Source organism: Microbacterium sp. Beta, from assembly GCF_005502545.1.
In the GTDB taxonomy this organism is placed as follows: Bacteria; Actinomycetota; Actinomycetes; order Actinomycetales; family Microbacteriaceae; genus Microbacterium; species Microbacterium oxydans.
On the sequence record NZ_SCOG01000008.1, the window covers coordinates 117,190 to 143,496 of the forward strand.

Consider the following 26,307-nt stretch of genomic DNA (forward strand, 5'->3'; position numbering starts at 1 on the left):
GAAAGCGAGAATCATGCACATCGGCATCGACGTCGGCGGCACCAACACCGATGCCGTCCTCATGGACGGCACCCGCACCCTGGCGGGGGTGAAGCACTCGACCACACCCGATGTGACGAGCGGCATCATCCAGGCGATCGAGGATCTGCGGGTCGGACACGCCTTCGCCGGTGCGGACATCGACGCCGTGATGATCGGCACGACGCACTTCATCAACGCCCTGGTGCAGGCCAGCCGTCTCGCGCCCGTCGCCGCCCTGCGCCTCGGACTTCCGGCGACGCGCGCACTGCCGCCGCTGGTCGACTGGCCGGAGGTGCTGGTCGAGGCGACCCAGGCCCGCAGCTACCTCGCGCACGGTGGCTACGAGTTCGACGGCAGGCCGATCTCGCCCCTCGACCCCGAGGAGATCCGCGCGCACGCCGAGGATATGAAGGCGCACGGCATCCGCTCGGTCGCCATCTCCTCGGTCTTCAGCCCAGTCAACCACGACCTCGAAGTGCAGGCCGCCGAGATCGTCGCGTCGGTGCTGGGGGATGATGCCGCCATCTCGTTGTCGCACGAGATCGGACGGATCGGGCTGCTGGAGCGCGAGAACGCGACGATCATCAACGCCGCGCTCCGTGAGCTCGCCTCCGAGATCGTCGACGGGCTCACCTCGGCGGTGCGTGCCCAGGGCATCGAGGCGCCGATCTTCCTCAGCCAGAACGACGGCACGCTCATGGACGAGGAGTACGTGCGCCGCTACCCGGTCGCCACCTTCGCCTCCGGACCGACGAACTCGATGCGCGGAGCAGCGGCCACCAGCGGTCTCGACGACTGTGCCGTGATCGATGTCGGCGGCACGACCGCCGACATCGGACTGCTGATCAACGGCTTCCCCCGGGAGACGGCGAACGAGGTGAAGGTCGCCGGCATCCGCACCAACTTCCGGATGCCGGACGTGCTCTCCCTCGGCATCGGCGGCGGCAGCATCGTCGATGAGGAGAGCGCGGAGGTCGGACCGGCATCGGTGGGGTACCGGCTGACCACCGAGGCCCTGGTCTTCGGCGGTTCCACGCTCACCGCCACGGACATCGCGGTGGCCGCGGGTCGCGCCCAGGTGGGCGATGCGAGCAGGGTCGCACACCTCGACCCCGTGTTCGTGCAGCGAGTGCTCGCCCGCATCGCCGAGCGCGTTTCCGAAGCAGTCGACCGCATGCGCACCTCGCCGGAGCCCATCGCCGTGGTGGCCGTCGGCGGCGGATCCATCCTGCTCCCCGACGAGCTGCCCCTGTTCGGCACCGTGCACCGACCGGAGAACTACGCGGTCGCGAACGCCATCGGCGCATCGATCGCCCAGGTCGGCGGCGAGATCGACAAGGTCTATGCGATCGAGCCCGGTCGTCGCGATGAGACGATCGCCGAAGTCCGCGCGGAAGCTGTCGACAAGGCGATCGCGGCGGGTGCGAAACCCTCGACGGTATCGATCATCGACTTCGACGAGGTTCCGATCCCGTACCTCCCCGGCAACGCCACGCGCATCCGCGTGAAGGCCGTCGGCGACCTCGACATGGGGGCGTGACATGAGCTGGACCATCACGTCTGCGCACATCGACGGACTCGCCCGCGGTGCTGCCGTCCTCGGCACGGGTGGGGGAGGAGACCCCTACATCGGAGCACTCCTCGCCCGTCAGGCGCTGGCCGCCGGTGAGGTCACGGTCGTGGGCCTCGACGAGGTGCCGGACGACGCTCTCGTGCTGTTCGTCGCGATGATGGGCGCACCGACCGTCATGGTGGAGAAGCTGCCGAGTCTCGCCGAGGTCGTCGAGCCGGTCAAGGCGCTCAGCATCCATCTCGGCCGTCCGATCACCCACATCGCGTGCGCCGAGGTCGGCGGAGTCAACTCGACCATCCCGATCGCGGCCGCCGCAGCACTCGGTCTGCCGCTCGTCGACGCCGACGGGATGGGACGGGCCTTCCCCGAGCTGCAGATGGTGCTCCCTACCCTCTACGGGGTGACCGCCTCCCCTCTCGCGTTCAGCGACGAGAAGGGCAACACCGGCGTGCTGCAGACGGTCGACAACTCCTGGACGGAGCGCATCGCCCGCGTGGCCTGCGTGGAGATGGGCTGCTCGGTCATGATCTCCGGGTTCTCGATGTCGGGTTCCGCCGCACGTGAGTCGCTGGTGGCGGGCTCGCTCTCCCGATGCATCGAGATCGGCGAGCGCATCACGGCGGCGCGGGACGCGAAGACGGACCCGGTCGAGGGCGTCGTCGATCTGCTCGGCGGGCGTGAGCTGTTCGACGGCAAGGTGGTCGACGTGCACCGGGCCACCACGACCGGCTTCGCCCGGGGACGCGCGCGCATCGACGGCGACGGCGGGGCGACGCTGACCCTGCAGTTCCAGAACGAGCATCTGGTGGCGGAAGCCGACGGCGTCGTCCTCGCGACCACGCCCGACCTGATCATGGTGCTCGACGGCGAGTCGGGTGAGCCGATCACGACCGAGGCGCTGCGCTACGGACAGCGGGTGCGGGTGATCGCGGCTCCGGCCGACGAGCGCTGGCATTCGCAGGCGGCGCTCGCGATGGTCGGCCCCGGGTACTTCGGGTACGACATGGATGCGCACCGCTTCGACGGCAGCGTCTCCGTCGGAACCGCTGCGGCGGGAGCCGCCGTATGAGCTGGCAGCTCACGGCCGCCGACCTGCCCGACCTCGCCAGGGGCGCGACGCTGCTCGGTACCGGTGGGGGAGGCGATCCGTACATCGGCAAGATGCTCGTCGAGCGCGTTCTCGGCGAGGGCAGCATCACGATCCTCGACCCGGACGAGCTCCCCGACGATCTGTTCGTGATCCCGACCGCGCAGATGGGGGCGCCGACCGTGATGATCGAGAAGATCCCCGCGGGCACGGAGCCCACGCTGGCTCTGCGCACGCTCGAAGAGCACCTGGGGCGCAAGGCCGATGCGACGATGCCGATCGAATGCGGTGGCATCAACTCCATGATCCCGCTCATCGTCGCCGCGGAGACCGGGCTTCCCGTGGTCGACGCCGACGGCATGGGACGGGCGTTTCCCGAGCTGTCGATGGAGACCTTCGCCGTGTACGGCGTGCACGGATCGCCTCTCGCCCTCGCCGGCGAACGGGGCGAGAAGGTCGTGATCGACACGGGCGACGACGACCGGCAGATGGAGTGGCTCGCCCGTGGGATCACCATCCGTCTCGGCGGCGTCGGGCACATCGCCGAGTACGCGATGACCGGAGCCGACGTGCGGAGGACGGCCGTGCCGCGCACGATCTCGATGGCGCTCGCGCTCGGTCGCGCTATCCGCCTCGCGCGCGAGGAGCATCGCTCGCCGTTCGAGGCGATCGCCCGCACGCTCTCGACCACCCTGTACCCGCACCTGCGCGAACTCTGCGTCGGCAAGGTCGTCGACGTCGAACGCCGCACGACCGAGGGATTCGCGAAGGGGCGAGCCGTCATCGCACCGCTGGGCGCGGACGAGGGCGACACGTTCGAGATCTCGTTCCAGAACGAGAACCTCATCGCGCACCGCGGCGAGACGCTCGTCGCGATCGTCCCCGACCTGATCTGCGTGGTCGATCACGAGACGGCCGAGCCCATCACGACGGAAGGGCTCCGGTACGGTCAGCGCGTCCGGGTAATGGGTATCTCCACTCCGGAGATGATGCGCACGCCCGATGCCCTCGCCGCCTTCGGACCTTCGGCGTTCGGCCTCGCAGTGGAGTTCGCTCCGATCGAAGCGCTGGCCGCGGGTGAGGGCGTTTCTCCCTAGGCTGGAGCGCATGATGCTGCAGCGCGACGACCTCACGGCGCTCGCCCGCGGCTATGCGCTCCTCGGCTCCGGCGGCGGTGGCTCGACGACCATGCTCGAGCTGATGCTCGCCGGAGCCGAGGGCTGGCCGATCGAGGTCTCACCGGTCGCGGCGCTGGACCCGGCAACGCCATGCCTGGGTGTCGCCTTCGTCGGCTCCACGATGCTGCTCGGTGAGCGGCTCCCCGGGGCGAACCCGTTCGCCCGGCTGCTGGGCGCGGTCGAACGCTGGATCGGCCATCCGGTGCCGGCCGTCTGCTCTCTCGAGGGCGGGGGCATGAACGGCCTCGCTCCGCTGACGCTCGCAGGTTCACACGTGATCGTCGACGCGGACTGCACCGGTCGCGCAGTGCCCGGCCTCGACCAGATGTCGCTGTTCGTGGATCAGGTGCCCGGTCTCGTGTTCGCGTGCGACACGGGGTCCGACGGCGTCGCGCTCGTCGAGGCGCACCGCGCGATCGACGCCGAGAGGGTGGTGCGGTCGGCGATCGTCCAGGCGGGCGGGGTCGGATGTGCCGTGCTCGGCGGGTTCACGGTCGGCGATCTGACGGAGCACGCGATCGGTGGACACCTCGCCTACGCGCTCGAACTGGGCCGGGCCTACCTCGCAGCCTCGGCAGCACCCCTCCCTCTGCTCGCGGACGTCCTCGGGGCGGAACTGCTCGCCGAGGGTCGCATCATCTCGGTATCGCCCTGGGTGCACGATCCACACGTGAACGCGGTGGAGATCAGCGGTCTCACCGGCGCAGTCCATCGCGTGGTCAGCCGCTCCGAGACCCTCGCGGTGCTCACGGATGGCCGTCTCGTGGCGTCGGCGCCGGAGATCATCGTGGTCGTCGACGCGATATCGCGCGAGATCCTCGAGGTGACCGAGCTCCGGCTCGCGCGCACGGTGGCGGTGCTCGCGATCCCGGCGCCTCCCTGGTGGAACGCCAGAGCGGACCGACGCGCGAAGGTGCTGCCCTCGGCGTACGGCCTCGAAGGTATGGACGCCGCGTGAACGAGAGACTGCAACTGAGCGCGCTGCTCGCCCACTCCGAGAACGGCGCCCTCAGGCGTGTCGCCGGACCCGTGGATGCACTGTGGGATGCCGTCGCGGTGGGGGCGAGTGAGGCGGAGCTGGTCGAAGCCGGCACCGGCCGACTCGCGATCATCACGGCGGCAGCGCCGACATCGACCTGGCAGCAGGATGCACTGCTGCGCCGCCTGCGTGATCGCGGGTACTCGGGGCTCGCCCTCCCCGGAGCCGCCTCGTTCGACGCGGGCGCGTTCCGCCTCGCAGACCGTATCGGCCTCTGCCTGCTCGATGTCGAGCGACCGATCCAGCTCGCGAGGGCCTGCTGGATGCTGATCGAGGCGCGGGATGCGTTGACGCTCAGTCAGGTGCGCAAGGTCGCCCAGTCCTTCGAGTACGCCGCCGATGACCTGGCCGACCTGCTCGGCCACATCGCCGCGAACCTCGGCGTCGGAGCTGCGCTGATCGACTCGTCCGGCGTGCTCCAGGAGGCGGGTGCTCACCTGGACGAGCGGCTGCACGCCGCGATCGGCTTCGAATCCTGGCTGGATCGGACGAGCATCGGGGATGCTGCGGCCGCATCGGTGCGCGTGGACAGCCCGGGGCGCAGCGGTCTGCGGCTCGTGCTGTTCGGTCGGGGGCTCGGCGAGGCGCAGGTGCAGTCGCTGTCCGTCGCGGCCGAGGTCGCGATGCCCGCCGTCGCCGCACGCATCCTGATCGACGAGGTGGCGGCCGTGAACGACGTCGCGGTGTCGTCCGGACTGCTGCGGGACTTCGTCGACCTGCACGGTGCGGCGGATGCCGACGTCGAACGACGGATGCTCGAGCGCGGGTGGCGCACCAGCGGACATCACCTCGGCTTCCGGATGGTGGCACGGGGCCGCCTCGACTCCTTCTCGCTGCTGCGTACGGTCAGCGCCGGCCTCAGCGCCATCGACGGCGAGGCGCATGCGACGACGGCCGGTCGTGGACTGAGCGGGTGGCTGACCTTCGCCGAGTCGCCGGATCCGGATCAGGTGGAGCGGGCAGTCGCCGCTCTGCGGGACCTGCATCTCGGGGTGCTGCGCGATTTCGCCGTCGCCACCGGGGTCGGCTCGCTCCAGGGCGGTTCGGAAGGCCTCGCAACGACGCTCGACGAGGCGGGCGACGCGGCGCGCATCGCGGCATCGCGGTCAGCGACGGGATGGTTCGTACGGGTGGACAGTCTCGGACTGGAGCAGCTCCTTCTCGCGTGGACCGGCAACGACACGTTCGTTCCCGCGGCGGAATCGCTGTTGGCTCCGCTGCGGGAGGGAGGCGGCGAACTGCTCGTCACGCTCTCGGCCTACCTCGACCACGAATCGGGCATCGCCGCGACCGCGGCTGCGCTGGGCCTGCACCGCAACACCGTGACCATGCGGATCAGACGCGTGCAGGAGCTTCTCGGGATCGATCTGACCGACCCGGAGGCGCGCCTCGCCCTGCACCTCGCGTGTCGTGCCGTGCAGCCGCGTTGAGCCGGGGAGTCTTCATTCCTCCGGGTCGCCGTGCAGCATCCACGGGATGCCGAACCGGTCCACGAGCATCCCGAACAGGCCGCCCCATGGGGGCACGTCGAGCGGCATGGTGATCGTCGCCCCGTCCGAGAGCCCGTCCCACACGGCGCGGGTGGTCTCCTGCGAGTTCCCGCTCAGCGAGACCGAGAACCCCTGCGGCTTCTCGTAGGGCATGCCGTCGGGGGTGTCCGAGGCCATCAGCACCAGACCGTCCGGAGTGTCCAGCTGCGCATGCATGATGAGGTCCCGCTGGCTCGGATCCTGCACCATGTCGGGGAACTCCCCGAACGTGTTCACCACGAGGTCGCCCCCGAGGACGCGCTGATAGAACTCCATCGCCGCGCGGGCCTCGGTGCGGAAGGACAGGTACGGGTTGAGAGCGGGCATGAGAACTCCAGGAGGCTGACACGGACGACACGGCCGGCGCCGCTGAGGCTCAGTCTGCGCCGCGGTCGTCGTGCCCGCAAGAGGTTCAGGCCGGGAGCGCTCTGACCGCGGCGGTGAGTACCTGCGGCACGGTCGGGACGCCGGCGGCGCGGAACACTTCGAGGCCACTGGCGTCGCGGATGATCACCGTCGGTGTGACCACGATGTCGAGTCTCTCGGCGGTATCCGGGTCTCGCGCGACGTCGATCTCCGTGATGGTCGTGTCGGGAAGGAAGCGTGCCGCCTCGGCCAGCACGGTCCTGGTCCGTGCACACGCGCCGCAGAACGACGACGACACCAGGGTCAGTTCCATCCGCACCTCCTCGGACGCTCTCGCGTCATCACCACAGGTGCAACCTCCGCCCGGTTCGTCGTGTTCCCCGACCGGCTCCAGGACACTATTGCGCGGCGAGCCACTCGGCGAAGCCCTGGTGCCCGAGGTCGGCGTCGGGGCCGGGGAGCGCATGGCCCGCCCTCATCCCCGCCATCTGCGGCCCCGGCACGTTCACGGTGGGCACCCAGCCGCGGTATCCGCGACGTCGAGCGAAAGCGCGGACCATGTCGGACAGCTGCTCCTCGCGGGGTCCGGCGAGGTCGCGTACCCGGCCCTGCGGTTCCGCCCCTGCCAGTGCCGCGAGACGCGCGCCCACCTCACGGGCTGCCACAGGCTGGGTGCGGGCGTTCGGGGCGAGGTGGAGTGGTCCGAGCTTCGCCCGCTCGAACATCTGCCCGGCGAACTCGTGGAACTGCGTCGCTCGCAGAATCGTCGACGGCACGCGGGATCCCTCGACGATCTTCTCCTGGGCGATCTTGCCGGCGTAGTAGTCGTACGGGATGCGGTCGATCCCGACGATCGACAGCAGCACGAGATGTCCGACACCCGCGTCGGCAGCCGCAGCGGACAGGTTCCCGGCCGCCGCGGTGAAGAACTCGATCGCCGTGCTCGCCTTGAGGGTCTCGACGCTCACGACATCGATCACCGCATCCGCGTCGGCGAGTGCCTCACCCACGCCCTGCCCGGTCACGAGGTCCACTCCTCGGGATCGGCTGAGGACGACGGCGTCGTGGCCGGCCGATTGCAGCGCCTCGACCGTGTGTCGACCGACGGTCCCGGTTCCTCCTGCGACGGCGATCCTCATGTGCGTTCTCCTTCGTCTCGGTCCATCCTCGTCTTTTTCGCCGAGCCGGACGAGCGCGAACGCAGTCGGAAGGCTCGCGATGAGCGGATCCGCCGCTGGGTACGATGGCGCTGTGACCACATCGACCGTGCGCCCCGGCATCGCCGAGAGGCTTTCGCAGATGATCCGGATCCCGACGGTGTCGGCCGAACTCGATGAACGCGGCTCGGCTCCGTTCGAGGAGTTCGTCGCGCTGATCGCCGAGCTCTACCCGTTGACGCACGAGAGGCTGCGTCTGGAACGGCACACCGAATTCGGCCTGCTGTTCCACTGGAAAGGGAGCGGGAGCGCTGCGGCGGACGAGGGGCCCGTCGTGCTGATGGCGCACTACGACGTCGTCCCCGTCGACGAGAGCGACGCCTGGACGCACCCGCCCTTCGCGGGCGTGATCGCCGGCGGATCGGTCTACGGTCGAGGTGCTCTCGACGACAAGGGGCCGCTGATCGTGATCCTGGAGGCGGTCGAGAATCTGCTCGCCGACGAGTTCGTCCCGCCCCGCGACGTGTACCTCTCCTTCGGCGGCAATGAGGAGACGTACGGACGCGCCGCCGAGGAGATCGCGCGGGTGCTGCGCGACCGGGGAATCGTCCCCTGGCTCGTCGTCGACGAGGGCGGTGCCGTCGTCGATGCGCCCTTGCCGTTCGTTCCCGGACGGGCCGCGATGATCGGTGTCGGCGAGAAGGGTGTGATGACCCTGCGGCTCTCTGCACGGGGCGAAGGCGGCCACGCCTCGGCCCCGCCGACCCTCACGGCGGTCCGCCGCATCGCCAGGGCTGTCGACCGACTCGGCCCGACGACCTTCCGCCCCCGTGCCTCGAAGGCGATCCTCCGGATGCTGTCGCAGTTGGCCGCGCAGACGCCGGGCACGGCTCGCCACCTGCTGCGGTTCCTCGGCTCTGCGCCGCTGCTGACCGCGCAGATCTTCGCCGCGCTGGGTGGTGAACCGGCCGCTCTCGTGCGCACGACCGTCGCGCCGACGATGCAGTCCGGAGGAACCGCGGCGAACGTGCTGCCGTCGCAGGCTTCGGCTACCGTCAACCTGCGCATCGCGCTCGGGGAGACCACGCAGCAGACGGCGTTCCGGGTGCGCCGGCGGGGCCGCGATCCGCTCGTCGCGGTCGAGGTCGTCGAAGCGAGCGAACCGTCGCCGGAATCATCGACCGATAACGCTCAATTCGCTCTGCTGGCCGACGCGCTCGAGGTCGCGTTCCCCGGCGTGCCTGCCGTCCCGTATGTGATGATGGCGGCCACCGACTCGCGACACTTCCATCGCTTCTCACCCGCGGTCTATCGGTTCGCGCCGCTGGACATGTCGAATGCGCAGCGCGCGTCGATCCACGGCGTCGACGAGAGCGTGGAGATCGCCGCGCTGGAACGGGGAGAGCGGTTCCACAGGGCGCTGCTCGAACGGCTAGGGTGATCTCACCCTCCCCTCGGAGCCTGCCGGGGGACCCGAAGCAGAAGCAGGAGACGCGATGACGCGCACCCGCACCCTGGGCACCCTCGCCGTCGTGGTCGGCTTCCTCGCCTTCGTGGAGTTCACGAGCGGTGTGCTGCAGGGGTACTACACCCCGATGCTCACGGACATCGCCCGCCATCTGGGCATCCACGACGCCGACGTGAACTGGCTCGAGGGCACGCAGCTGATGCTGTCGGCACTCGTCGTCCCGGCCTTCGCCAAGCTGGGCGACATGGTCGGGCACAAGCGCATGCTGCTCATCTCCACCGCGGTCACGGCGGCTGCGGCGCTGGTGCTGCCCTTCACCGATTCGTTCCCGGTGTTCCTCGCCGCGTGGGCGCTGATGGGCTTCTACGTCGTCTGGCTTCCACTCGAGATCGCCCTGATCTGGTCGCGTTCGCGCCGCATGGAGGGCCGTTCGTCGATCACCGCCAAGGCCGCGGGGCTGCTCGTCGCCGCTCTCGAGGGCGGCGCGATCATCGGCGCCCTGGTCGGCGGTGCGCTCATCGACGTGCTTCCCCTCACCATCGTGCTGCTGGTCCCGGCCGTGCTCATCGTGGTGTGCTTCTTCGTGATCCTCCTCGGGGTCAAGGAATCGCCGGAGCCCACCGGCGGTGTCTTCGACACGGTCGGCCTCGTGCTCATCTCTCTCGCCCTCGTCTGCTTCACCGGCGGGCTCAGCCTGCTCCGCCTGGAGGGCGGTCTGACCAACCCGTGGTCCTGGGCGGTGGTGATCCTCGGCGTGCTGCTCGTGGTCCCGTTCGTGCTCTGGGAGCTGCGCTGCGCAGACCCGCTGATCGACGTGCGCATGTTCCGCTCGCCCGCGCTCGGACCGGTGTTCCTCACGGCCGGGCTCTTCGGCGTCAGCGTGCTCGGCGCGCAGGCCCCGCTGTCGACGTTCGCGCGCACCGACCCATCGGTGTACGGCTACGGTCTGGGCACGACCGGCTTCGCCACCTCGTTGATCATCGGCGTCTACCTCATCGCCATGATCACGGGGGCGCTGCTGTTCCCGACGGTGGCGCGGCGTGCCACACCGCGGGTGACGCTGATGGGAGCGTCGATGCTGGTCGGCATCGGCTTCCTCCTCTTCCTGCCGTTCCACGGATCCTATGCGCAGGTCATCACGAACATGGTGGTCGTGGGGGTCGGGTCCGGGGCACTGGTCGCGGCGCTCCCCGCGGCGGCGGCCTCCGCGGCCCCGGCCACGCAGACCGGCGTCGCGACGGGCCTGACGAATTCGGTGAAGACCGTGGGCGGAGCGATCGCGTCGTGCGTCTTCGGCATCGCACTCCTGCACGGCGTCGCGAGCACCGCCGGCGCGACGGATGCCACCGCCGGTTCGCTCGCCGGGTACTTCACGGTGTGGATCGTCTGCGGGGTGACGGCGCTCGTCGCCGCCGTGATCCTCGTGTTCGTCCCGAAGACCGCATTCACCGATCGTGCCCCGGAGGTCGAGGTCGCGCCGGCGCTCTGAGCGTCAGGCCCGCAGGTGGAGCGCGTTCACGATCCGCGGCCATGCGAGGGCGCCGAGCTCCGCGTCGGCGGCGGGAGAGCCTCCCCGCGCCATCGTCACTCCTGCGGTCACGGCCGATTCGCCGGGGAGCAGCAGTCGGTGCCCCGCGTCCGGGTGAGTGATCACCGTCGTGTCCAGACCCTTCGCCGTGCGGCGTTCGACGAGCTCGCGGGCGAATCGGGTGCTGGGCCAGACCCGGTCGTCGCCGCCGGCGACGAGCACGACGACACCGTCGATGTCCTCCGCCCGGATCGCGGCGGCTGCGGCGGCCGAAGGGTCACGATCGACGCTCGACTCGTACAGAGCACGATACTCGGGCGGGTCGGTCGACGGCGTCCACGACGGAGCGAACGGGACGAACGGCATCGGGGTACCCCGACGGGTCCAGTGCGACGACCAGGTCCCCTCTGAGTTGCCAGCCCAGACGACAGAGGACGGGGCGACGGCGACCGTCGCATCGATCGGGTGCAGGGACGCGGTCACCAGCGCCGCCTCCGCTCCGAACGATGTTCCGAAGATCGCCACGCGATCGGCGTCACGACGCAGCAACTCCACCTCTTCGACAAAGGTCTCGATCGGCACTTCGTGCGGGGCAGGGCGCTGGCTGATGCCGCCGAACCAGCGGATGGCCCTCACACGGGCGCCGTGCCGTGCCAGCATCTCCGCCCGCTCGACCTCCACACGCCCGCTGGATCCGGCGAGGAGCAGGACAGCCGTGCCGCACGGGTTCTCCGGGAAGGCATCGTGGCGGTCGGCCGGGTGCACCCCGATGCTGTGTCGAGGCGTCATCGTCACTCGCGGTCGAGGCCGAACGTGCGTTTGACGAGCGCCTGCACGTCGCGGTCGAGACCGTCGATGCGGGTGTTCACGGAATCGAAGCGGGTGTTCACGGAATCGAAGCGGGCATTCATCTCGGTGCGCAGCCCATCGATCTGGCCGTTCATCTCGGTGCGCAGTCCACCGATCTGGCCGTTCATCTCCGTACGCAGGCCCCCGATCTCGCTGCGGAGGATGCGGACGAACAATGTCGAGACGACGGTGAGCGTGCTGAACATCAGCACGGTGAACGACCCGATCATCGTCCAGATCTGCGCGTCGTTCATGACTCCCACTCCCTCATCGTCGCATCGATCCGGCAAGCCTGCCAGAGCGCAGGAGCCGAAGATATCGGTTGCCCACGATCCGTGGATGACACGCTCTCCGTCGCGTCGGTGCAGGAAGGACTGGGCGGGGGAGGCCCCGCCCAGTCCCAGTCAATCGCCCTTCACGTTGACGACCTGCCGCAGCGTGTGCCGGATCGACACGAGGCTCGCGGCATCCGCCATCACCCGGTCGATCGGCTTGTACGCCTGGGGGATCTCGTCGATGAACGCGTCGGTGTCACGGAACTCGATGCCGGCCATCGCCACACGTAGCTGCTCGTGAGTGAAAGTCCGTCGCGCCGCGGACCGCGAGTACTCCCGGCCGGCGCCGTGCGGCGAGGAGTTCAGCGACTGCGGGTCACCGAGCCCTTCCACCACGTACGAGGCGGTGCCCATCGATCCGGGGATCAGCCCCGGACGACCGGCGTCCGCCTGGATGGCGCCCTTCCGGGACACCCACACCTGCTTTCCGTAGTGCTTCTCCGACTCTGTGAAGTTGTGGTGGCAGTTGATCCGCTCCTGCTCCTCGACCGGAGTGCCGAGGAACTCCGACACCTGGCGGATGACCCGATCCATCATCTCCTCCCGGTTCAGCAGGGCGAAGTGCTGTGCCCACCGCAGCTCCCGGATGTATCGGGTGAACTCCGGTGTGCCTTCGACGAGATAGGCCAGGTCGGGGTCGGGGAGGTCGATCCACCACTGCTTCGCGAGCCGCTGCGCGACACCGATGTGGTGGCCGGCGATCTTGTTGCCGACGCCTCGCGACCCCGAGTGCAGGAACAGCCACACCCGGTCGAGCTCATCCACCGACACCTCGATGAAGTGGTTCCCGGATCCCAATGTGCCCAGCTGCAGGCGCCAGTTCCCGGCGTACTGTGCGGGGTCGAAACCGTTCTTCTCTGCCAGCTGCTCGAGCTCGGCGATGCGCGGCTCGGCTGTGGCCACGACCTTGCGGTTGTACCGGCCGGCCGACAGCGGGATGGCACGTTCGATCTGCTCCCGGAGCTCGGCGAGTTCGCGGCCGTCGAGGTCGCTCCTCGTGAACTGCGTGCGGACGGCGATCATGCCGCAGCCGATGTCGACGCCGACGGCGGCGGGGATGATCGCGCCGAGCGTCGGGATGACCGAGCCGACCGTCGCCCCCTTGCCGAGGTGCGCATCCGGCATCAGCGCCAGGTGCGGGTGGATGAACGGCATGCGGGCCGTGGTGTGCGCCTGAGCGAGTGTCTTCTCGTCGATCAGTGACGCCCACGACAGCAGCCGTGCGGAGAGCCTCTCCATGATTCCTTTCCTTGTGGTGGTGTTCAGCCACAGGTCAGGGGAGTCTCCAACGGAAGAACGCCCCGGACCTGACGGTACGGGGCGTTGCGAGAGCGGATGCTGTCACACGACGCGTGCCGGAGGGTACGACTCGTAGCGGTCATTGCGCTTGTGCTGAAGCTGCAAGACCGCGGCGATGGGGAGGTTCCGCTGCGCGGTCATCCGTCGACTCCTCGGCTGGTGTGCTGCACCGATCGGCACAGCTTTGCCACCCTAGGGGGCGACGCGCCCGGGAGTCAACTCGCCTCGCGAGGAGGGTTGTGCATGAACTCGATCCGGATGCCGTCGGGGTCTTCGACGAAGGAGGCGAAGTAGCGCTCCGAATAGCGGGGGTACTCCTTGGGCTCGCGCACGGCCGTCCAGCCGGAATCCACCGCGATCGCGTGCAGGCGTTCGACGTCGTCGCGCGAAGGCACCGCGAACGCGATGTGCTGCCAGCCCACGCGGCCGTGCCGGTGCGGAGTGGCGTCGTCATCCCAGGTGTAGAGGATGATCTCGGTCTCGTCGCCGTTGTTCCACGAGATCGAATGATCGTTCGCTCCGCCGCTGACATACCCGAGGGCGGAGAGCACGGGATGGAACTGCGCCCTGCCGCGTTCGAGGTCGGTCACGGTGATGCCGAGGTGATCCAGAAGTGCCATGTGCCGAGTCTCCCAGCAACGGCCGACGTCGCACTAGTGCGGCGCGTGGTACTCCGCCTCGCCGCGTTTCCAGTACCCCTTCACGACTGCTTTCGCACTGTCGACGCCCCACCGTTCGAGCAGTGCCCTGCCCGGCTTGACGATCGACTGCTCGGCGGCGACGAAGACGAACGGGTCGAGGCCGACCGTGTCATCGGCCGTCAGCCCCTCGAGGAAGGCGATGAGGGCGGAGCCGGAGGGCTTCTCTCCCCGGTGCAGCCACTCGACCTCGACCGGGGCCTCGACCTCGACCTCTCGGCCGGGGTTCACCGTCTCGATCACGATGCGTGCAGGAGCGCCGTCGGGGATGAGCGCGGCGAACCGTCGGATCGCGGGGATCGCCGTCTCGTCGCCGACCAGCAGCCACGATCCGGGCTCGCCGACCAGCACGGCCGCCCCGCGGGGGCCGCCGACGCCGATCGTGGATCCGAGGGGCGCGTTCGCCGCCCAGGGGGCGGCGACTCCCTGGTCGCCGTGCACCGCGAACTCGACGTCGAGCCAGTCGTCGCCCCAGGCGAGCGGCGTGTACTCGCGGCTGGGGGAGGCGCGCAGCTCCTCGACGGAATCCGTCGGGCCCGCGGGGAAGAACAGGCGCATGTGGTCGTCGGAACCGGGCGAATCGAAGCCGGCGAGATCCGAGCCGGTCAGTCGCACCCGCACGAAGTCCGGCGCCAGCCATTCACGCGTGCTCAGTGTGACGTTGCGGAAGCGCAGCTCGAGGCCGCGACGCTCGATCGAGAAACCGGATTTCGTATCGCTCATAAAGTAAGGCTAACCTAAATGGGACGGCGCGGGTGATCCCCGTGCGTCGCCCCGGCGCCCATCGTGTGCGCACCGATCCCGCAGAACAGGAGTCTCTCCATGTCCGTGCCCAGAACCCTCACCGCTACGAGCGCCGCTCTCGTCGGCCTCCTCGCCCTCGCCGGGTGCACCTCCGGAGGCTCGGAGGAAGCGGAGAAGACCGAACCGGCAGCAGCCACCGTCACGATCGAGGACAACACGGGCACGAAGGAGATCGCCACCCCACCCGCATCGGTGGTCGCCCTCGACAACCGCACCTTCCAGACGCTCTCCGACTGGGGCGTCGAGCTCTCCGCCGGGGCCGTGGCACTCATGCCGGAGACCGTGTCGTATGTGAAGGACGACGGGATCGTCGACATCGGCCTGCACAGCGAGCCGAACCTCGAAGCCGTCGTCGCCGTCGAGCCCGACCTGATCATCAGCGGCCAGCGTTTCACGCAGCACAACGCGGCGATCGCGGACCTCGTCCCCGACGCCACCATCGTCGACCTCGAGCCGCGTGACGGCGAGCCCTTCGACGAGGAGCTCAAGCGCCAGGTCACGGTGCTCGGCGAGATCTTCGGCAAGCAGGACGAGGCGAAGACGCTCGTGGACGACTTCGATGCCGCCGTCGAGCGCGCGAAGGCCGCATACGACGACGCCGACACCGTGATGGCCGTCAACACGTCGGGAGGCCAGATCGGCTACCTCGCGCCGACCGTCGGCCGATCGCTGGGACCGATCTACGACATCCTCGGACTCAGGCCCGCTCTCGAGGTGGACGATGCGAGTGACGACCACCAGGGCGACGAGATCTCCGTCGAAGCCATCGCCTCCTCGAACCCGGACTGGATCCTCGTGCTCGACCGCGATGCGGTGTTCGCCGCCGAGACCCCCGACTACGTGCAGGCGGCCGAGATCCTCGAGAGCACCGAAGCCCTCGCCTCGGTCACCGCCGTGAAGGAGAAGCAGCTCGTCTACATGCCGACAGACACCTACCTGAACGAGGGCATCCAGACCTACACCACGTTCTTGAACGACCTCGCCGACGCCCTCGAGAAGAGCGCGAAGAACTGAGCTGACGCGGCGGCATCCGGGTGATCCGGATGCCGCCGCCGCACCACCATGGTCTCCACAGACATCGCTTCGCCGCCCCGCAACGCCGGGCGGCTCTTCGACGTGAAGCTGCTCATCGGCGTGCTCGTCGTCGCCGCCCTGCTCGTGATCTCGCTCTTCACGGGTGTGTACGACATCGCCGGCGCGGACGACGGCGCGCAGATGTTCCAGATCACACGTATCCCGCGCACGGTCGCCCTCGTCTTGGCCGGCGCCTCGATGGCCATGGCGGGACTGGTGATGCAGCTGCTCACCCAGAACCGCTTCGTCGAGCCGACCACGACGGGTACCACGGAGTGGGCAGGGCTCGGCCTCCTCGCCGTCATGATCCTCGTGCCGCAGCCGTCCCTCCCGCTGCGGATGGCCGGTGCGGTACTGGCAGCCTTCGTGGGCACCATGGTGTTCTTCGCGTTCCTGCGGCGGGTGGCGCTCAGATCATCCCTGATCGTCCCGATCGTCGGCATCATGCTCGGTGCCGTGGTGGGTGCTCTCTCGACCTACCTCGCTCTGGCCACGAACTCGCTGCAGATCATCGGCGTCTGGTTCGCCGGCAGCTTCACCTCGGTGATGCGCGGCCAGTACGAGATGCTCTGGATCGTGGCCATCATCGGCGTGATCGTCTTCATCGTCGCCGATCGACTCACCATCGCCGGACTCGGCGAAGAGATCGCGACCAACGTCGGGGTGAACTACAACCGGATCATCCTGCTCGGCACCGTCCTGATCGCGGTCACCACCGGCGTGGTCACCGTCGTCGTGGGGAATCTCCCCTTCCTCGGATTGATCGTGCCGAACATCGTCTCGATGGTGCGCGGCGACGATCTGCGCAGCAACCTGCCCTGGGTGTGTCTGCTGGGGATCGGGATCGTCACGGTCTGCGACATCATCGGGCGCACGATCATCATGCCCTTCGAGGTCCCGGTCTCGCTGATCCTCGGGGTCGTCGGCGCCGTGGTCTTCGTGCTCCTCCTGCTCAGGCAGCGTCGACGTGGCTAGCGGCATGATGCGCGACGCGGCAACTGCCGGAGGGCTCCGTTCGGCGGGCTCCTTCACGACCCCGCAGGCGCGGCGTCGGTACTTCCTCGTGCTCGGCATCCTCATCGTCCTCGCCGCAGGTTCCGGTTTCGGTCTGCTCGCGTGGGCGAATCCCATGCCCGTCGGCTCCGCGGGCTTCTGGCGCATCGCTCAGCACCGGGCGACAGACGTGACCGTGATGGCGCTCGTCGCCGTCGCTCAGGCCGTCGCCACGGTGAGCTTCCAGACCGTGACGAACAACCGCATCATCACGCCGTCGATCATGGGCTTCGAGTCGCTGTACCGGGTGGTGCAGACCTCGACCGTGTATCTGTTCGGCGTGGCGGGCATCGTGGCCATCCAGGGCGTGGGGCAGTTCGCGATCCAGGTGGCGATCATGGTCGGCCTCGCGGTGGCGCTCTACGGCTGGCTGCTCTCGGGTCGTTACGGCAACCTGCAGATCATGCTCCTCGTCGGCATCGTGATCGGAGGCGGTCTCGGCGCGATCGCCACCTTCATGCAGCGTCTGCTCACCCCCAGCGAGTTCGACGTGCTCGCCGCGCGTCTGTTCGGCAACGTGTCGAACGCCGATCCCTCGTACCTGCCGCTGGCGATCCCGCTGGTGGTCGCGGCCTCGGGGCTGCTGTGGCTGCGCTCGCGCCGACTCAACCTGATGGCACTCGGTCCGGATGCCGCGCGCTCACTCGGCGTCGATCATCGGCGCGAGCTGTTCATCGTGCTGTTCCTCGTCGCCGTGCTCATGGCGACCTCGACCGCGTTGGTGGGGCCGATGACCTTCCTCGGCTTCCTGGTCGCGACGCTCGCGTACCAGTTCGCCGATACCCATGATCACCGGCTGATCTTCCCGGTCGCCGTGCTCACGGCCTTCACCATCCTGGCCGGGGCGTATTTCGTGATGAAGAACATCTTCTACGCGCAGGGCATGGTGTCGATCCTGATCGAGCTCGTGGGCGGCATCGTGTTCCTCATCGTCATCCTCAGAAAGGGCAGGCTGTGATCGCACTCGACGGCGTCCGCCGGGACTACAGCAGCGAGGTCGCGATCGGCCCCGTCGACCTCGAGATCCCCGCCGGCGGCATCACCGCTCTCATCGGTCCGAACGGTGCAGGCAAGTCGACTCTGCTCACGATGATCGGGCGTCTCAGCGGGATGGACGCCGGAGCCATCGAGATCGCCGGACTCGATGTGGCGTCCACGAAGTCGAAGGACCTGGCGAAGGTCGTGTCGATCCTGCGCCAGGAGAACCACTTCGTCACGCGCCTCACCGTGCGTCAACTGGTCGGCTTCGGGCGCTTCCCGCATTCGAAGGGTCGGCTGAACCGCGCGGATGAGGAGATCATCAGTCGAGCCATCGACTTCCTCGACCTCGGCGCGCTGGAGGGCAGGTATCTCGACGAGCTCTCCGGTGGGCAGCGCCAGCGCGCCTACGTCGCGATGGTCCTCGCGCAGGACACCGAGTTCGTGCTGCTGGACGAGCCGCTCAACAACCTCGACATGCGGCATGCGGTGCAGATGATGAAGCACCTGCGACGCGCGTCGGAGGAGCTCGGACGCACGATCGTCATCGTGCTGCACGACATCAACTTCGCGAGCCACTACGCCGACCACATCTGCGCCATGAAGGACGGAGCCGTCGTGGAGTTCGGGGCGCCGGCCGCGATCATGACGGACGACGTCCTCACGCGGGTCTTCGACACTCCCGTGCGCGTTGTCGACGGTCCGTCAGGGCCGCTCGCCGTCTACTACTGACCCGTCGTCCCGAGGATCAGAGCTCGATGCCGTGGTCCTCGTCGTTGACGCCGGCGTTGTTGCCGCGCCGCGATTCGTACCCGAGGAACCAGCCCAGCCACACGATCGCGGCGAGCAGCACACCGAGCCAGACGTTCTGGAAGATCAGCCCGATCACGACGCCGACGATCAGAAGGCCGACGGTGACGAGGATGCGCAGCATGGAACGGGACATGGCACCAGCATAGGTGCCGGTGTCAGCGGCGGCGATGGTCCTCCGGTGCGAGGCGAGGACCCCGTCGCGGTTCCTGCACACCGCTGGCGTGGATGAGGCGCACGACGCGTTGCCGCTGCCCGGACCAGGGGGAGAGGAGTTCGATCATCCCGTCGTCATCGGTGCGAGTGCCGGTCAGGGCGTAGCCGACCTGGTGGGCGAGGTGGTAGTCGCCGACGCTCACCGCGTCGGGGTCGCCGAGCGAGCGGATGCGGGTCTCCGCCGATGTCCACACCCCCACGCCGGGAAGGCTCGTGAGCACCCGATCGCGATCAGCCCCCGTGGAGGCCGTGCGTACGGCGCGGGCGATGCGGTCTCCGCGTTCAGCCGCACGCACGATGGTGCGAGACTGCGGTGGCTCGACTCCGGCTCTGTGCCAGGCCCAGGAAGGGATCCGGTGCCACTGCTCAGGTGCTGGCGCGGTGAACATCGGGCGCGGCGTCGGTCCCGGCGCGCGCGTTCCGAAGCGGCTGACCAGCCAGCGCCACGCGCCGAAGGCCTGCATGCCGGTCACCTTCTGCTCGATGATCGCGCACGCGAGCGCGTCGAACACCTCGTCGGTGCGGGTCAGGCGCAGTCCCGGATGCCGCCGCGCGGAATCGGCGATGAGGGGGTGATGCGACGCGTCGAAGTCCCCGGCGTCGTCGTGCGCCCCGCACAGGGCGGGGACGAGCTCGAGGGCCGGACCCGATCCGGGGCCCCACGCCGTCGCGCGCACCTCGCCGCCGATCATTCGCAGCGCCAGGGTGGCCGGTCCGAGCGGCGTGCGCATCGCCCGCCAGATGACGGGGCCGTCTATGACCATCGTGGGGTCGTTGCCACCGCGTCGGAGCATACCCACGGTGCTGCGCAGATCGAGCTCGTGCGGCGGTCGGTAGACCGTCTCTCGAGGGGCCTCCGAGCGAGCGGCTCCTGCCGCAGCGGGGTCGGCCGTCAGAGTCATGCGCCCACCCTACGCTCCGGTCCTGACACCGGAGTCCTGGGTGCTCAGAACCGGTCGGGCGAGGGCGTGCCGTGACCGTAGCGGATCACGACGTCGGCGTGCCGATCGAAGCGGTAGCCGATTCCGCGCACGGTGCGCACGATGTCCTCGTAGCGACCCAGCTTCGCCCGGAGGCGGCGCACGTGCACGTCGATCGTGCGCTCGCCCGGCGTCTCGTCGTCCTGTGCCTGCCAGAGCGCTGACACCAGTTCGCTGCGCTCGATCGTGCGTCCCTCGCGCAGCACCAGGTACTGCAGCAGCTCGAACTCCTTGTAAGTGAAGGCTGCGGACTCGCCGTCGATCAGCACACGCTTGCGGGAGATGTCGACCGTGACGCCGCTCTCCTCGTCGGTGGTCTCCTCCTCGGCGGCGGCCTTGGTGCGGGCGATCGCGCCCGGCTCCTGCAGTGCGAGGCGCACGACGTCGAGGTCGCGCCCTCCCGAACCGTGGGGCGCGAGGGCGACGGTGGCGTGGGTCTCGGCTCCCGGCGCGAGCTCGGCGAGCGTGCGACGCAGGGCATCGACGAGCAGGGGGAGGCTGACTCCGGCCTCTGCGGCCTTGATCTCGTCCAGGCCCACGTAGAGGGCGAAGCCACGGGGCGAGCGCACGGCGGGGAGGTCGGCTCCGGCAGGAGAGAGCGGCGCGGCGGTCTCGGGCTGCGTGCGGACGGCGGCGGTGGTGGTGGCGGGACGCTCGAGAAGTGCGGTGTTCGACATGATGATGAAGTCCTCAGGACGTGAGCCCGGACCGAAAGGGGCTCTGATGCGTTGCATGAATGACCGGCGGAGCCGGGAATCGAGCAAAGGGTGGATGCTCGGTGACACTGACCTCGCAGATGGCGAGGGGTTCAGGTCAGGCGGGGTGGCTGTTCGTTCAGCGACACATTCGGCAACACATGCCAACGCGACCGGGCATCATCATCCCGGCAGTCCTGTTCGCCTCCTGGGCGGACGAGGGGCTTGCGTTGGTAGTCATGGGGGGATTATGTCCGATCGTGACGTCTCATGTCAAAACGCCCGGGCGTCCCTGACGGGCGTAACGTGGTTCCAATGACGATCTCGCACACCGTCGGCGGCTTCATCCTGACCGACGAGAAGGACGCCTCGCGTTACACGCTCATGCGTGACGGCAAGCTCGTGAGCGTGCTCGACTACCGCGACGACGGCCACACGATCGCCCTCACCCGAGCCTTCACGATCCCGACTTTCCGCGGGAACGGCTATGCGGGGAAGGTCGTCGAAGGTGCGGTGGCCGACATCGAGCAGCGCGGCGATCGCAAGGTCGACGCCGTGTGCTGGTACGTGGCCGACTGGTTCGCCGCCCACCCGGAGCGCGCCGGCCTGCTGCGTACTCGCTGACTCTCCGACCGTATGACGAACTGTTACGCCGCGCCCCTGCGAGGATGACGTCATGAAACTCGCCGAGGCCCTCACCGCACGCGCCGACCTGCAGCGCCGGATCGAGCAGCTGCGGGCGCGCATCGTCGCGAACGCCCGCTACCAGGAGGGCGAGGAACCGGCGGAGGATGCCGCCGCCCTGATCGTCGAGGTCGACGCGGCGTTGACGCAACTGCGCGACCTCATCCGCCGCATCAACGCCACCAACGCGCGACTGCATCTGGGTGCGGACGGCACCATGACCGATGCGCTGGCTTCCCGCGACGTGCTCCGTCTTCGGCACTCCGTGCTGACGGATGCGGCAGCCGCCGCTTCGGGGGCCAACGACCAGTTCCTCCGCCAGATGCGTTCGGAGCTGCGTCAGGTCTCCGCGCTCCCCGTCTCACAGCTGCGCTCGCGCGCCGACGCCGTCGCGCAGGAGCTGCGTGAGCTCGACAACAGGATCCAGCAGGCGAACTGGTCGAACGATCTCGAGGAGGAGAGCGGGAGTCGGTAGTCACGACGAAGCGGGCACAACCCTCAGCCGGCGGGGCAAGCCGGCACCTGTCGGGCGGAGGGCAGCCCTGATCTCGCATCGCGCAGCCCTGCACTCCGCACAGGTGAAGGTGCACAGCGCATCTCGCATCACCGCGTGCCGATCGTCGTGGCGAGGGTGGGTCAGGGGACCTTCCGCTCCCTCCTCCGCGCCGGGTGCGGGCCGCGCACGGCACGCCTCGGACGGAATGTCGGAGGGGGTTCGTACCGTGTGAGTATGCGGATCCTGCACACCTCGGACTGGCACATCGGCCGGACGTTCCATGGCAATTCGACCATGGACGCTCTCGCCGAGGTGCTCAAGGCGCTCACCGCGCAGGTTCGCGACAATGCGGTCGACGTGGTCGTCGTCGCGGGAGACGTCTTCGATTCCGCCACCCCGTCCGGCGCGGCATACACGCTGCTGGGCGATGCGCTGGTGGCGCTGCACGAGACGGGCGCCCGCGTCATCGTCACGAGCGGCAACCACGACTCCGCCGCACGACTCGGGTTCCAGGCGCGCCTTCTCCGCGAGGGCATCCACGTGCTCACAGACCCCCTCGCGGTGGGTGTGCCGGTGACCATCGCCGATGACCACGGACCGGTGCATTTCTACGGCATCCCCTACCTCGAGCCGGCCATCGTGCGTCAGCACTGGCCCGAGGGCGATGCATCCGGGCGTCAGCTGCGCACCCAGGCGCAGACCATGGCGCATGCGATGGACCTGGTCCGCGCCGGCATGGACCAGCACGGAGGCCGAGCGGTGGCGATCGCGCACTGCTTCGCCGCGGGTGTCGACGCGACCGCCGGGCTCGAGCGCGAGGTGCGACAGGGCGGTCTCGACGTCGTGCCGCTGAGCGTGTTCGACGGACCCGACTACGTGGCGCTCGGCCATATCCACGGACGCCAGCAGCTCAGCGACCGCGTGCGCTACGCGGGCGCGCCTCTGCACTACAGCTTCGGAGAGCAGCACAAGCCCCGTGGTTGCTGGCTCGTCGACATCGACGCCGAAGGACTCGCCGGCGTGGAGTGGATGGAACTGCCGGTGCCTCGGCGGCTTGTCACCCTCACCGGCCCGCTCGAGGAGATCCTGTCCACCGAGTTGGTCGCGCAGCACGCGGATGCCTGGGTCTGCACCGTCTACACCGATGCGGTGCCGCAGCGCGAGCCCATGCGGCGTCTTCGCGAGAGCTTCCCGTACTGCGCCATGGTGCAGCACCAGCCGGAGGTGACCGCCGAGGTCGACGAGCGCTCCTATGTGCAACGGCTGCGCACCGCTGTCACCGATGCCGACCGCATCGATGCCTTCCTCGAGCACGTGCGGGCCGGGCACGGACCCACAGAGGCCGAGAGCGAGCTGATCCGCGCGGTGCTCGACGAGCGGGTGCGTGCCGAGGCGCTCGTCTAGATGCGTCTTCATCGTCTGGAGGTCGAAGGCTTCGGCCCGTTCCGGTCGCGACAGACCGTTGACTTCGACGCCTTCGCCGACGACGGCATCTTCCTGATCGCCGGACGGACCGGGGCGGGCAAGTCGAGCATCCTCGATGCGGTGTGCTTCGGCCTGTACGGCGGGGTGCCTCGATACGAGGGCGGCGAGAAACGCCTCCGAAGCGATCACTGCGAGCCTGACGATCCCTCAGAGGTGGTCGTCGAGTTCAGCACGCCGGCCGGTCGATACCGCGTCACGCGCTCGCCCGAGTACCTGCGCCCGGCCAAGCGCGGTGGTGGCATGACCAAGCAGGCGGCCGCCGTGTCGCTCGACGAGTGGACGGACAGTGGATGGATCGGCCGTGCCGCGCGGGCGGTCGACGTCGCCGGCGAGCTCGATGAGATCCTTCAGCTCAGTCGGGAGCAGTTCCTGCAGGTGATCCTGCTCGCACAGAACCGGTTCTCGGAGTTCCTGCTCGCGGGCAGCCGCGATCGCCAGGCACTGCTGCGGCGGCTGTTCGGAACGCAACGATTCGAAGACGTGCAGGCGCGGTTCGACGATCGTCGCCGTGCGGCCGAACAAGTGCTCGGCAGTCGTCTCGCCGCCGTCGAGGCGCGTATCGACGAGGCCGAGAACCTCGTGGTCGCCGGCGGGCTGTCGGGAGACGGCGATGACACCGTGGCGGAGACGTCGCAGGCTCCCGCGTCGATCGACGAGCGGCTGGAGGCCCTCCGGCGGGCGAAGGCTCGCGCCGACTACCGTGCGGAGCGTCGTGCCTCCGATCGCGCCGATGCCGAGCAACAGTCGACCGCTGCCGACGCCGAACTCGCCATCGCCCGAGAGGAACGACGCGCGCAGCAGGAACGCGATCGAGCCAGATCCGCCCTCGAACGCCTCGATGCCGAGGCGCCGTCGATCGAGCACGCCCGTGCCGAGCTCGCCGCGTCGCGCGCCGCCGAGTCGCTTCGTCCGATAATCGCCGCCGCTGCGCGAGCGGCTGGAGCGCTCGAGGCTGCCGGCCTGGAGGAGCAGAACGCCCGCGTGACCGGGCAGGCGATGGGGCTTCCCGTCGACGACGACCTCGAGGCGTGGGCGCAGGAGCGCACCAGGGAGATCGGCGCCTGGCAGCGGGCGCGGGAACTCGAAGAGAGCGCACCGGCTCTGGACGCCGAGGTGCGCGCCGCCGAGGAGGCGGTCGCGGTCGTCACCGCACGCATCCAGGCCGCCGATGCGAAGCGGGCCGCGCTCCCGGAAGAGGTCACCGCACTCAACGCATCGCGCGACGCGGCGCGGAGCCTGGCAGATCGGGTGGAGGACAGGCGGGCGGCACAGGAGACCGCAGACGCACGTCGCGTGGCGGCGCGGGAGGCGGAGAGGCTGCGGACAGCGGAGCTCTCGGTAGACGTCGAGCTCACGCAGGCGACGGCGTTGCATGCGGCGGCTCAGTCCACGCTGGCCGAGCTGCGCCGGCGCCGCACGGACGGCATGGCGGGAGAACTCGCGTCGACGCTCCGACACGAACAGCCCTGTCCGGTCTGCGGCTCGCTCGAGCACCCTGCGCCGGCCACGCACGCCGATCCCGTCTCGCCGGAGGACATCGCCGTCGCGGAAGAAGCGCGCGACTCCGCGGCCCGGCGGGAAGGCGAGCTGGCATCCAGATCCTCTGCGCTCCGCGCCGAACTCGCGGCCGCCACCGCTCGCGCCGACGGGCGCGACGTCGAACGTGCCGAGACCGAGTACGAGGAGGCCGCTGCGGCTCTCGCGGACAGCCGAGCGGCTGTCGAGACGCTGACCGCGCTCGACACGCAGCTCGCGGACCTCGTGACGCGGCTCGAGCATCTCGACACCGAACGAGAAGACGACGCGAGGGCTTTGGCCGAGGCACGCGAACAGCATGCCGTCCTGCGTCAACGTCGCACGGAGGCACGGGAGCTGATCGCCGCGGCGCGGGCTGCATTCCCCACGGTCGCCGAACGGCTGGCGGACAACGAGGCCAAGGTCGCGGCTGCGCGTGCGCTGAGCCAGGCGATCTCCGAGCGCGTGCGCAGGGCCGAGGCCCTCGTCGGCGCCCAGGCACAGCGCGACGCCGGTCTCGCGGACTCCGTGTTCGCTGACGAGGTAGCAGCGGTAGAGGCGCTGCGCCCGCTCTCAGTCCAGGAAGCGCTGGACGCGCGGATCACGCAGCACGCGGTGCAACGGGAGAAGGAGCGGGCCGTGCTGTTCGACCTCGAACTCCGCACCCTGCCGGAAGAGCCCATCGACCTGGCACCGGCCGAACGAGCATCAGCGGAAGCTCGTAGCCTCTGGACCACGGCGGTCGACGAGGCAGCCAAGGCCGCCGGCGCCGCGGAACGGCTCGGCGGGCTGATCGATTCTGCCGCGATCGAGCAGGCTCGCAGCGCCAACGAGGCCGCGGAGTTCGAGGTGCTGCAGAACCTCGCGGACACGATCGCGGGCAGGGGCGTCAACACCCGCAAGATGACTTTGGAGACGTTCGTCCTCGCGGCAGAGCTCGAGGAGATCGTCGAGGCGGCCAACCGTCGGCTGCACGAGATGTCCACCGGGCGGTATCAGCTGCGGCACTCCGACGCGCTCGCGGCCCGCGGTGCGGCTTCCGGACTCGGCATCGTGGTGTTCGACGCGTTCACCGGCCAGACCCGACCACCGCAGTCGTTGTCGGGAGGTGAGACCTTCCTCACGTCACTCGCGTTGGCGCTGGGATTGGCAGAGGTCGTGACGGCACGCGCGGGCGGCATCCGCTTGGACACACTCTTCATCGACGAGGGGTTCGGTTCCCTCGACGGTGACACTCTCGACGTGGCCATGCGCACACTCGATGAGTTGCGGCAGGGCGGCAGGACCGTCGGCGTGATCAGCCATGTCGAGGCCATGCAGGAGCAGATCCCCGCGCAGCTCACGGTGCGAGCGCTGCCCAACGGCCCCAGCATCATCGACGCCCGCTGAC

26 protein-coding genes are annotated in these 26,307 nt (G+C 69.2%); 15 read left to right on the forward strand and 11 right to left on the reverse strand.

Annotated features, from left to right (window positions below):
* Positions 1–13: 13 nt before the first annotated feature.
* From FFS56_RS10390 to FFS56_RS10410, 5 genes are read left to right on the forward strand one after another with little or no spacing between them, the layout of a single operon-like run.
* The gene (locus FFS56_RS10390) at positions 14–1,561 is read left to right on the forward strand and encodes a hydantoinase/oxoprolinase family protein (protein WP_137771924.1); all 1,548 of its coding nucleotides are present in this window, start codon (positions 14–16) and stop codon (positions 1,559–1,561) included.
* A 1-nt stretch (position 1,562) separates the two neighbouring features.
* On the forward strand, positions 1,563–2,663 hold the full coding sequence (locus tag FFS56_RS10395; protein ID WP_127011824.1) for a DUF917 domain-containing protein: 1,101 nt from the start codon (positions 1,563–1,565) through the stop codon (positions 2,661–2,663).
* Positions 2,660–3,778, forward strand: coding sequence for a DUF917 domain-containing protein (locus tag FFS56_RS10400; RefSeq protein ID WP_137771923.1), 1,119 nt, complete (start codon positions 2,660–2,662; stop codon positions 3,776–3,778). The genes FFS56_RS10395 and FFS56_RS10400 overlap by 4 nt, the downstream gene beginning before the upstream one ends.
* 10 nt (positions 3,779–3,788) lie before the next feature.
* Positions 3,789–4,817, forward strand: a complete 1,029-nt coding sequence (locus FFS56_RS10405; RefSeq protein ID WP_127011825.1) for a DUF917 family protein — start codon at positions 3,789–3,791, stop codon at positions 4,815–4,817.
* Positions 4,814–6,328: a helix-turn-helix domain-containing protein gene (locus tag FFS56_RS10410; protein ID WP_127011826.1), complete on the forward strand. Its 1,515-nt coding sequence runs from the start codon at positions 4,814–4,816 to the stop codon at positions 6,326–6,328. Before FFS56_RS10405 ends, FFS56_RS10410 begins: the two co-directional genes overlap by 4 nt.
* Positions 6,329–6,340: 12 nt before the next feature.
* On the opposite strand, the gene FFS56_RS10415 is transcribed toward FFS56_RS10410, so the two are convergent.
* The 3 genes from FFS56_RS10415 to FFS56_RS10425 all read right to left on the reverse strand — a co-directional run bounded on the left by FFS56_RS10415 (position 6,341) and on the right by FFS56_RS10425 (position 7,932).
* Complete coding sequence (locus FFS56_RS10415; protein ID WP_127011827.1) at positions 6,341–6,754, reverse strand: VOC family protein; 414 nt, start codon at positions 6,752–6,754, stop codon at positions 6,341–6,343.
* Positions 6,755–6,839: 85 nt separating this feature from the next.
* Positions 6,840–7,106 (reverse strand): thioredoxin family protein, encoded by a 267-nt coding sequence (locus FFS56_RS10420; protein WP_127011828.1) that lies wholly within the window; start codon positions 7,104–7,106, stop codon positions 6,840–6,842.
* A gap of 85 nt (positions 7,107–7,191) precedes the next feature.
* A complete protein-coding gene (locus FFS56_RS10425; protein ID WP_127011829.1) occupies positions 7,192–7,932 on the reverse strand; it encodes an SDR family oxidoreductase in 741 nt (246 codons plus the stop codon).
* Between the two features lie 112 nt (positions 7,933–8,044).
* Between FFS56_RS10425 and FFS56_RS10430 the strand changes: the two genes are divergently transcribed.
* Positions 8,045–9,391, forward strand: a complete 1,347-nt coding sequence (locus tag FFS56_RS10430) for a M20/M25/M40 family metallo-hydrolase (protein ID WP_127011830.1) — start codon at positions 8,045–8,047, stop codon at positions 9,389–9,391.
* 55 nt (positions 9,392–9,446) lie between these two features.
* Positions 9,447–10,907 (forward strand): MFS transporter, encoded by a 1,461-nt coding sequence (locus FFS56_RS10435; RefSeq protein WP_046747277.1) that lies wholly within the window; start codon positions 9,447–9,449, stop codon positions 10,905–10,907.
* Between the two features lie 3 nt (positions 10,908–10,910).
* Here FFS56_RS10435 and FFS56_RS10440 read toward each other — a convergent pair whose 3' ends face one another.
* The 5 genes from FFS56_RS10440 to FFS56_RS10460 all read right to left on the reverse strand — a co-directional run bounded on the left by FFS56_RS10440 (position 10,911) and on the right by FFS56_RS10460 (position 14,850).
* Positions 10,911–11,735 carry an acyl-CoA thioester hydrolase/BAAT C-terminal domain-containing protein gene (locus FFS56_RS10440; protein WP_137771922.1) on the reverse strand — a complete coding sequence of 275 codons (825 nt, stop codon included), beginning with the start codon at positions 11,733–11,735 and terminating at the stop codon, positions 10,911–10,913.
* Positions 11,736–11,737: 2 nt separating this feature from the next.
* Positions 11,738–12,049: a hypothetical protein gene (locus FFS56_RS10445; RefSeq protein ID WP_231589660.1), complete on the reverse strand. Its 312-nt coding sequence runs from the start codon at positions 12,047–12,049 to the stop codon at positions 11,738–11,740.
* 150 nt (positions 12,050–12,199) lie between these two features.
* Positions 12,200–13,369, reverse strand: coding sequence for an RtcB family protein (locus tag FFS56_RS10450; RefSeq protein WP_046747280.1), 1,170 nt, complete (start codon positions 13,367–13,369; stop codon positions 12,200–12,202).
* 275 nt (positions 13,370–13,644) lie between these two features.
* The gene (locus FFS56_RS10455; RefSeq protein ID WP_046747281.1) at positions 13,645–14,049 is read right to left on the reverse strand and encodes a VOC family protein; all 405 of its coding nucleotides are present in this window, start codon (positions 14,047–14,049) and stop codon (positions 13,645–13,647) included.
* Positions 14,050–14,082: 33 nt separating this feature from the next.
* Positions 14,083–14,850 carry a siderophore-interacting protein gene (locus FFS56_RS10460; RefSeq protein WP_046747282.1) on the reverse strand — a complete coding sequence of 256 codons (768 nt, stop codon included), beginning with the start codon at positions 14,848–14,850 and terminating at the stop codon, positions 14,083–14,085.
* A gap of 99 nt (positions 14,851–14,949) precedes the next feature.
* On the opposite strand from FFS56_RS10460, the gene FFS56_RS10465 reads away from it, so the two are divergent.
* Genes FFS56_RS10465 through FFS56_RS10480 form a run of 4 tightly spaced genes read left to right on the forward strand, consistent with a single transcriptional unit; the run spans position 14,950 to position 18,768 of the window.
* Positions 14,950–15,945 (forward strand): ABC transporter substrate-binding protein, encoded by a 996-nt coding sequence (locus FFS56_RS10465; protein ID WP_127011832.1) that lies wholly within the window; start codon positions 14,950–14,952, stop codon positions 15,943–15,945.
* A 48-nt stretch (positions 15,946–15,993) separates the two neighbouring features.
* On the forward strand, positions 15,994–16,980 hold the full coding sequence (locus FFS56_RS10470) for an iron chelate uptake ABC transporter family permease subunit (protein ID WP_046747284.1): 987 nt from the start codon (positions 15,994–15,996) through the stop codon (positions 16,978–16,980).
* 7 nt (positions 16,981–16,987) lie between these two features.
* Entirely contained in the window at positions 16,988–18,016 is a 1,029-nt protein-coding gene (locus FFS56_RS10475; protein ID WP_127012933.1) for an iron chelate uptake ABC transporter family permease subunit, read from the forward strand.
* Positions 18,013–18,768 carry an ATP-binding cassette domain-containing protein gene (locus FFS56_RS10480; protein ID WP_046747285.1) on the forward strand — a complete coding sequence of 252 codons (756 nt, stop codon included), beginning with the start codon at positions 18,013–18,015 and terminating at the stop codon, positions 18,766–18,768. Before FFS56_RS10475 ends, FFS56_RS10480 begins: the two co-directional genes overlap by 4 nt.
* 16 nt (positions 18,769–18,784) lie before the next feature.
* On the opposite strand, the gene FFS56_RS10485 is transcribed toward FFS56_RS10480, so the two are convergent.
* Genes FFS56_RS10485 through FFS56_RS10495 form a run of 3 tightly spaced genes read right to left on the reverse strand, consistent with a single transcriptional unit; the run spans position 18,785 to position 20,719 of the window.
* Positions 18,785–18,982, reverse strand: coding sequence for a hypothetical protein (locus tag FFS56_RS10485; protein ID WP_021198082.1), 198 nt, complete (start codon positions 18,980–18,982; stop codon positions 18,785–18,787).
* Between the two features lie 22 nt (positions 18,983–19,004).
* Entirely contained in the window at positions 19,005–19,964 is a 960-nt protein-coding gene (locus tag FFS56_RS10490) for a 3-methyladenine DNA glycosylase (protein ID WP_046747286.1), read from the reverse strand.
* Positions 19,965–20,008: 44 nt separating this feature from the next.
* Complete coding sequence (locus FFS56_RS10495; RefSeq protein WP_046747429.1) at positions 20,009–20,719, reverse strand: winged helix-turn-helix domain-containing protein; 711 nt, start codon at positions 20,717–20,719, stop codon at positions 20,009–20,011.
* A gap of 333 nt (positions 20,720–21,052) precedes the next feature.
* Here FFS56_RS10495 and FFS56_RS10500 point away from each other — a divergent pair, with 333 nt between their 5' ends.
* The 4 genes from FFS56_RS10500 (at position 21,053) to FFS56_RS10515 (ending at position 26,306) form a co-directional block, all read left to right on the forward strand.
* Complete coding sequence (locus tag FFS56_RS10500; RefSeq protein WP_127011833.1) at positions 21,053–21,361, forward strand: GNAT family N-acetyltransferase; 309 nt, start codon at positions 21,053–21,055, stop codon at positions 21,359–21,361.
* A 52-nt stretch (positions 21,362–21,413) separates the two neighbouring features.
* A complete protein-coding gene (locus tag FFS56_RS10505) occupies positions 21,414–21,896 on the forward strand; it encodes a DIP1984 family protein (protein WP_046747288.1) in 483 nt (160 codons plus the stop codon).
* Between the two features lie 255 nt (positions 21,897–22,151).
* A complete protein-coding gene (locus tag FFS56_RS10510) occupies positions 22,152–23,321 on the forward strand; it encodes an exonuclease SbcCD subunit D (RefSeq protein ID WP_127011834.1) in 1,170 nt (389 codons plus the stop codon).
* Entirely contained in the window at positions 23,322–26,306 is a 2,985-nt protein-coding gene (locus FFS56_RS10515) for an SMC family ATPase (protein ID WP_127011835.1), read from the forward strand.
* Position 26,307: the final 1 nt, after the last annotated feature.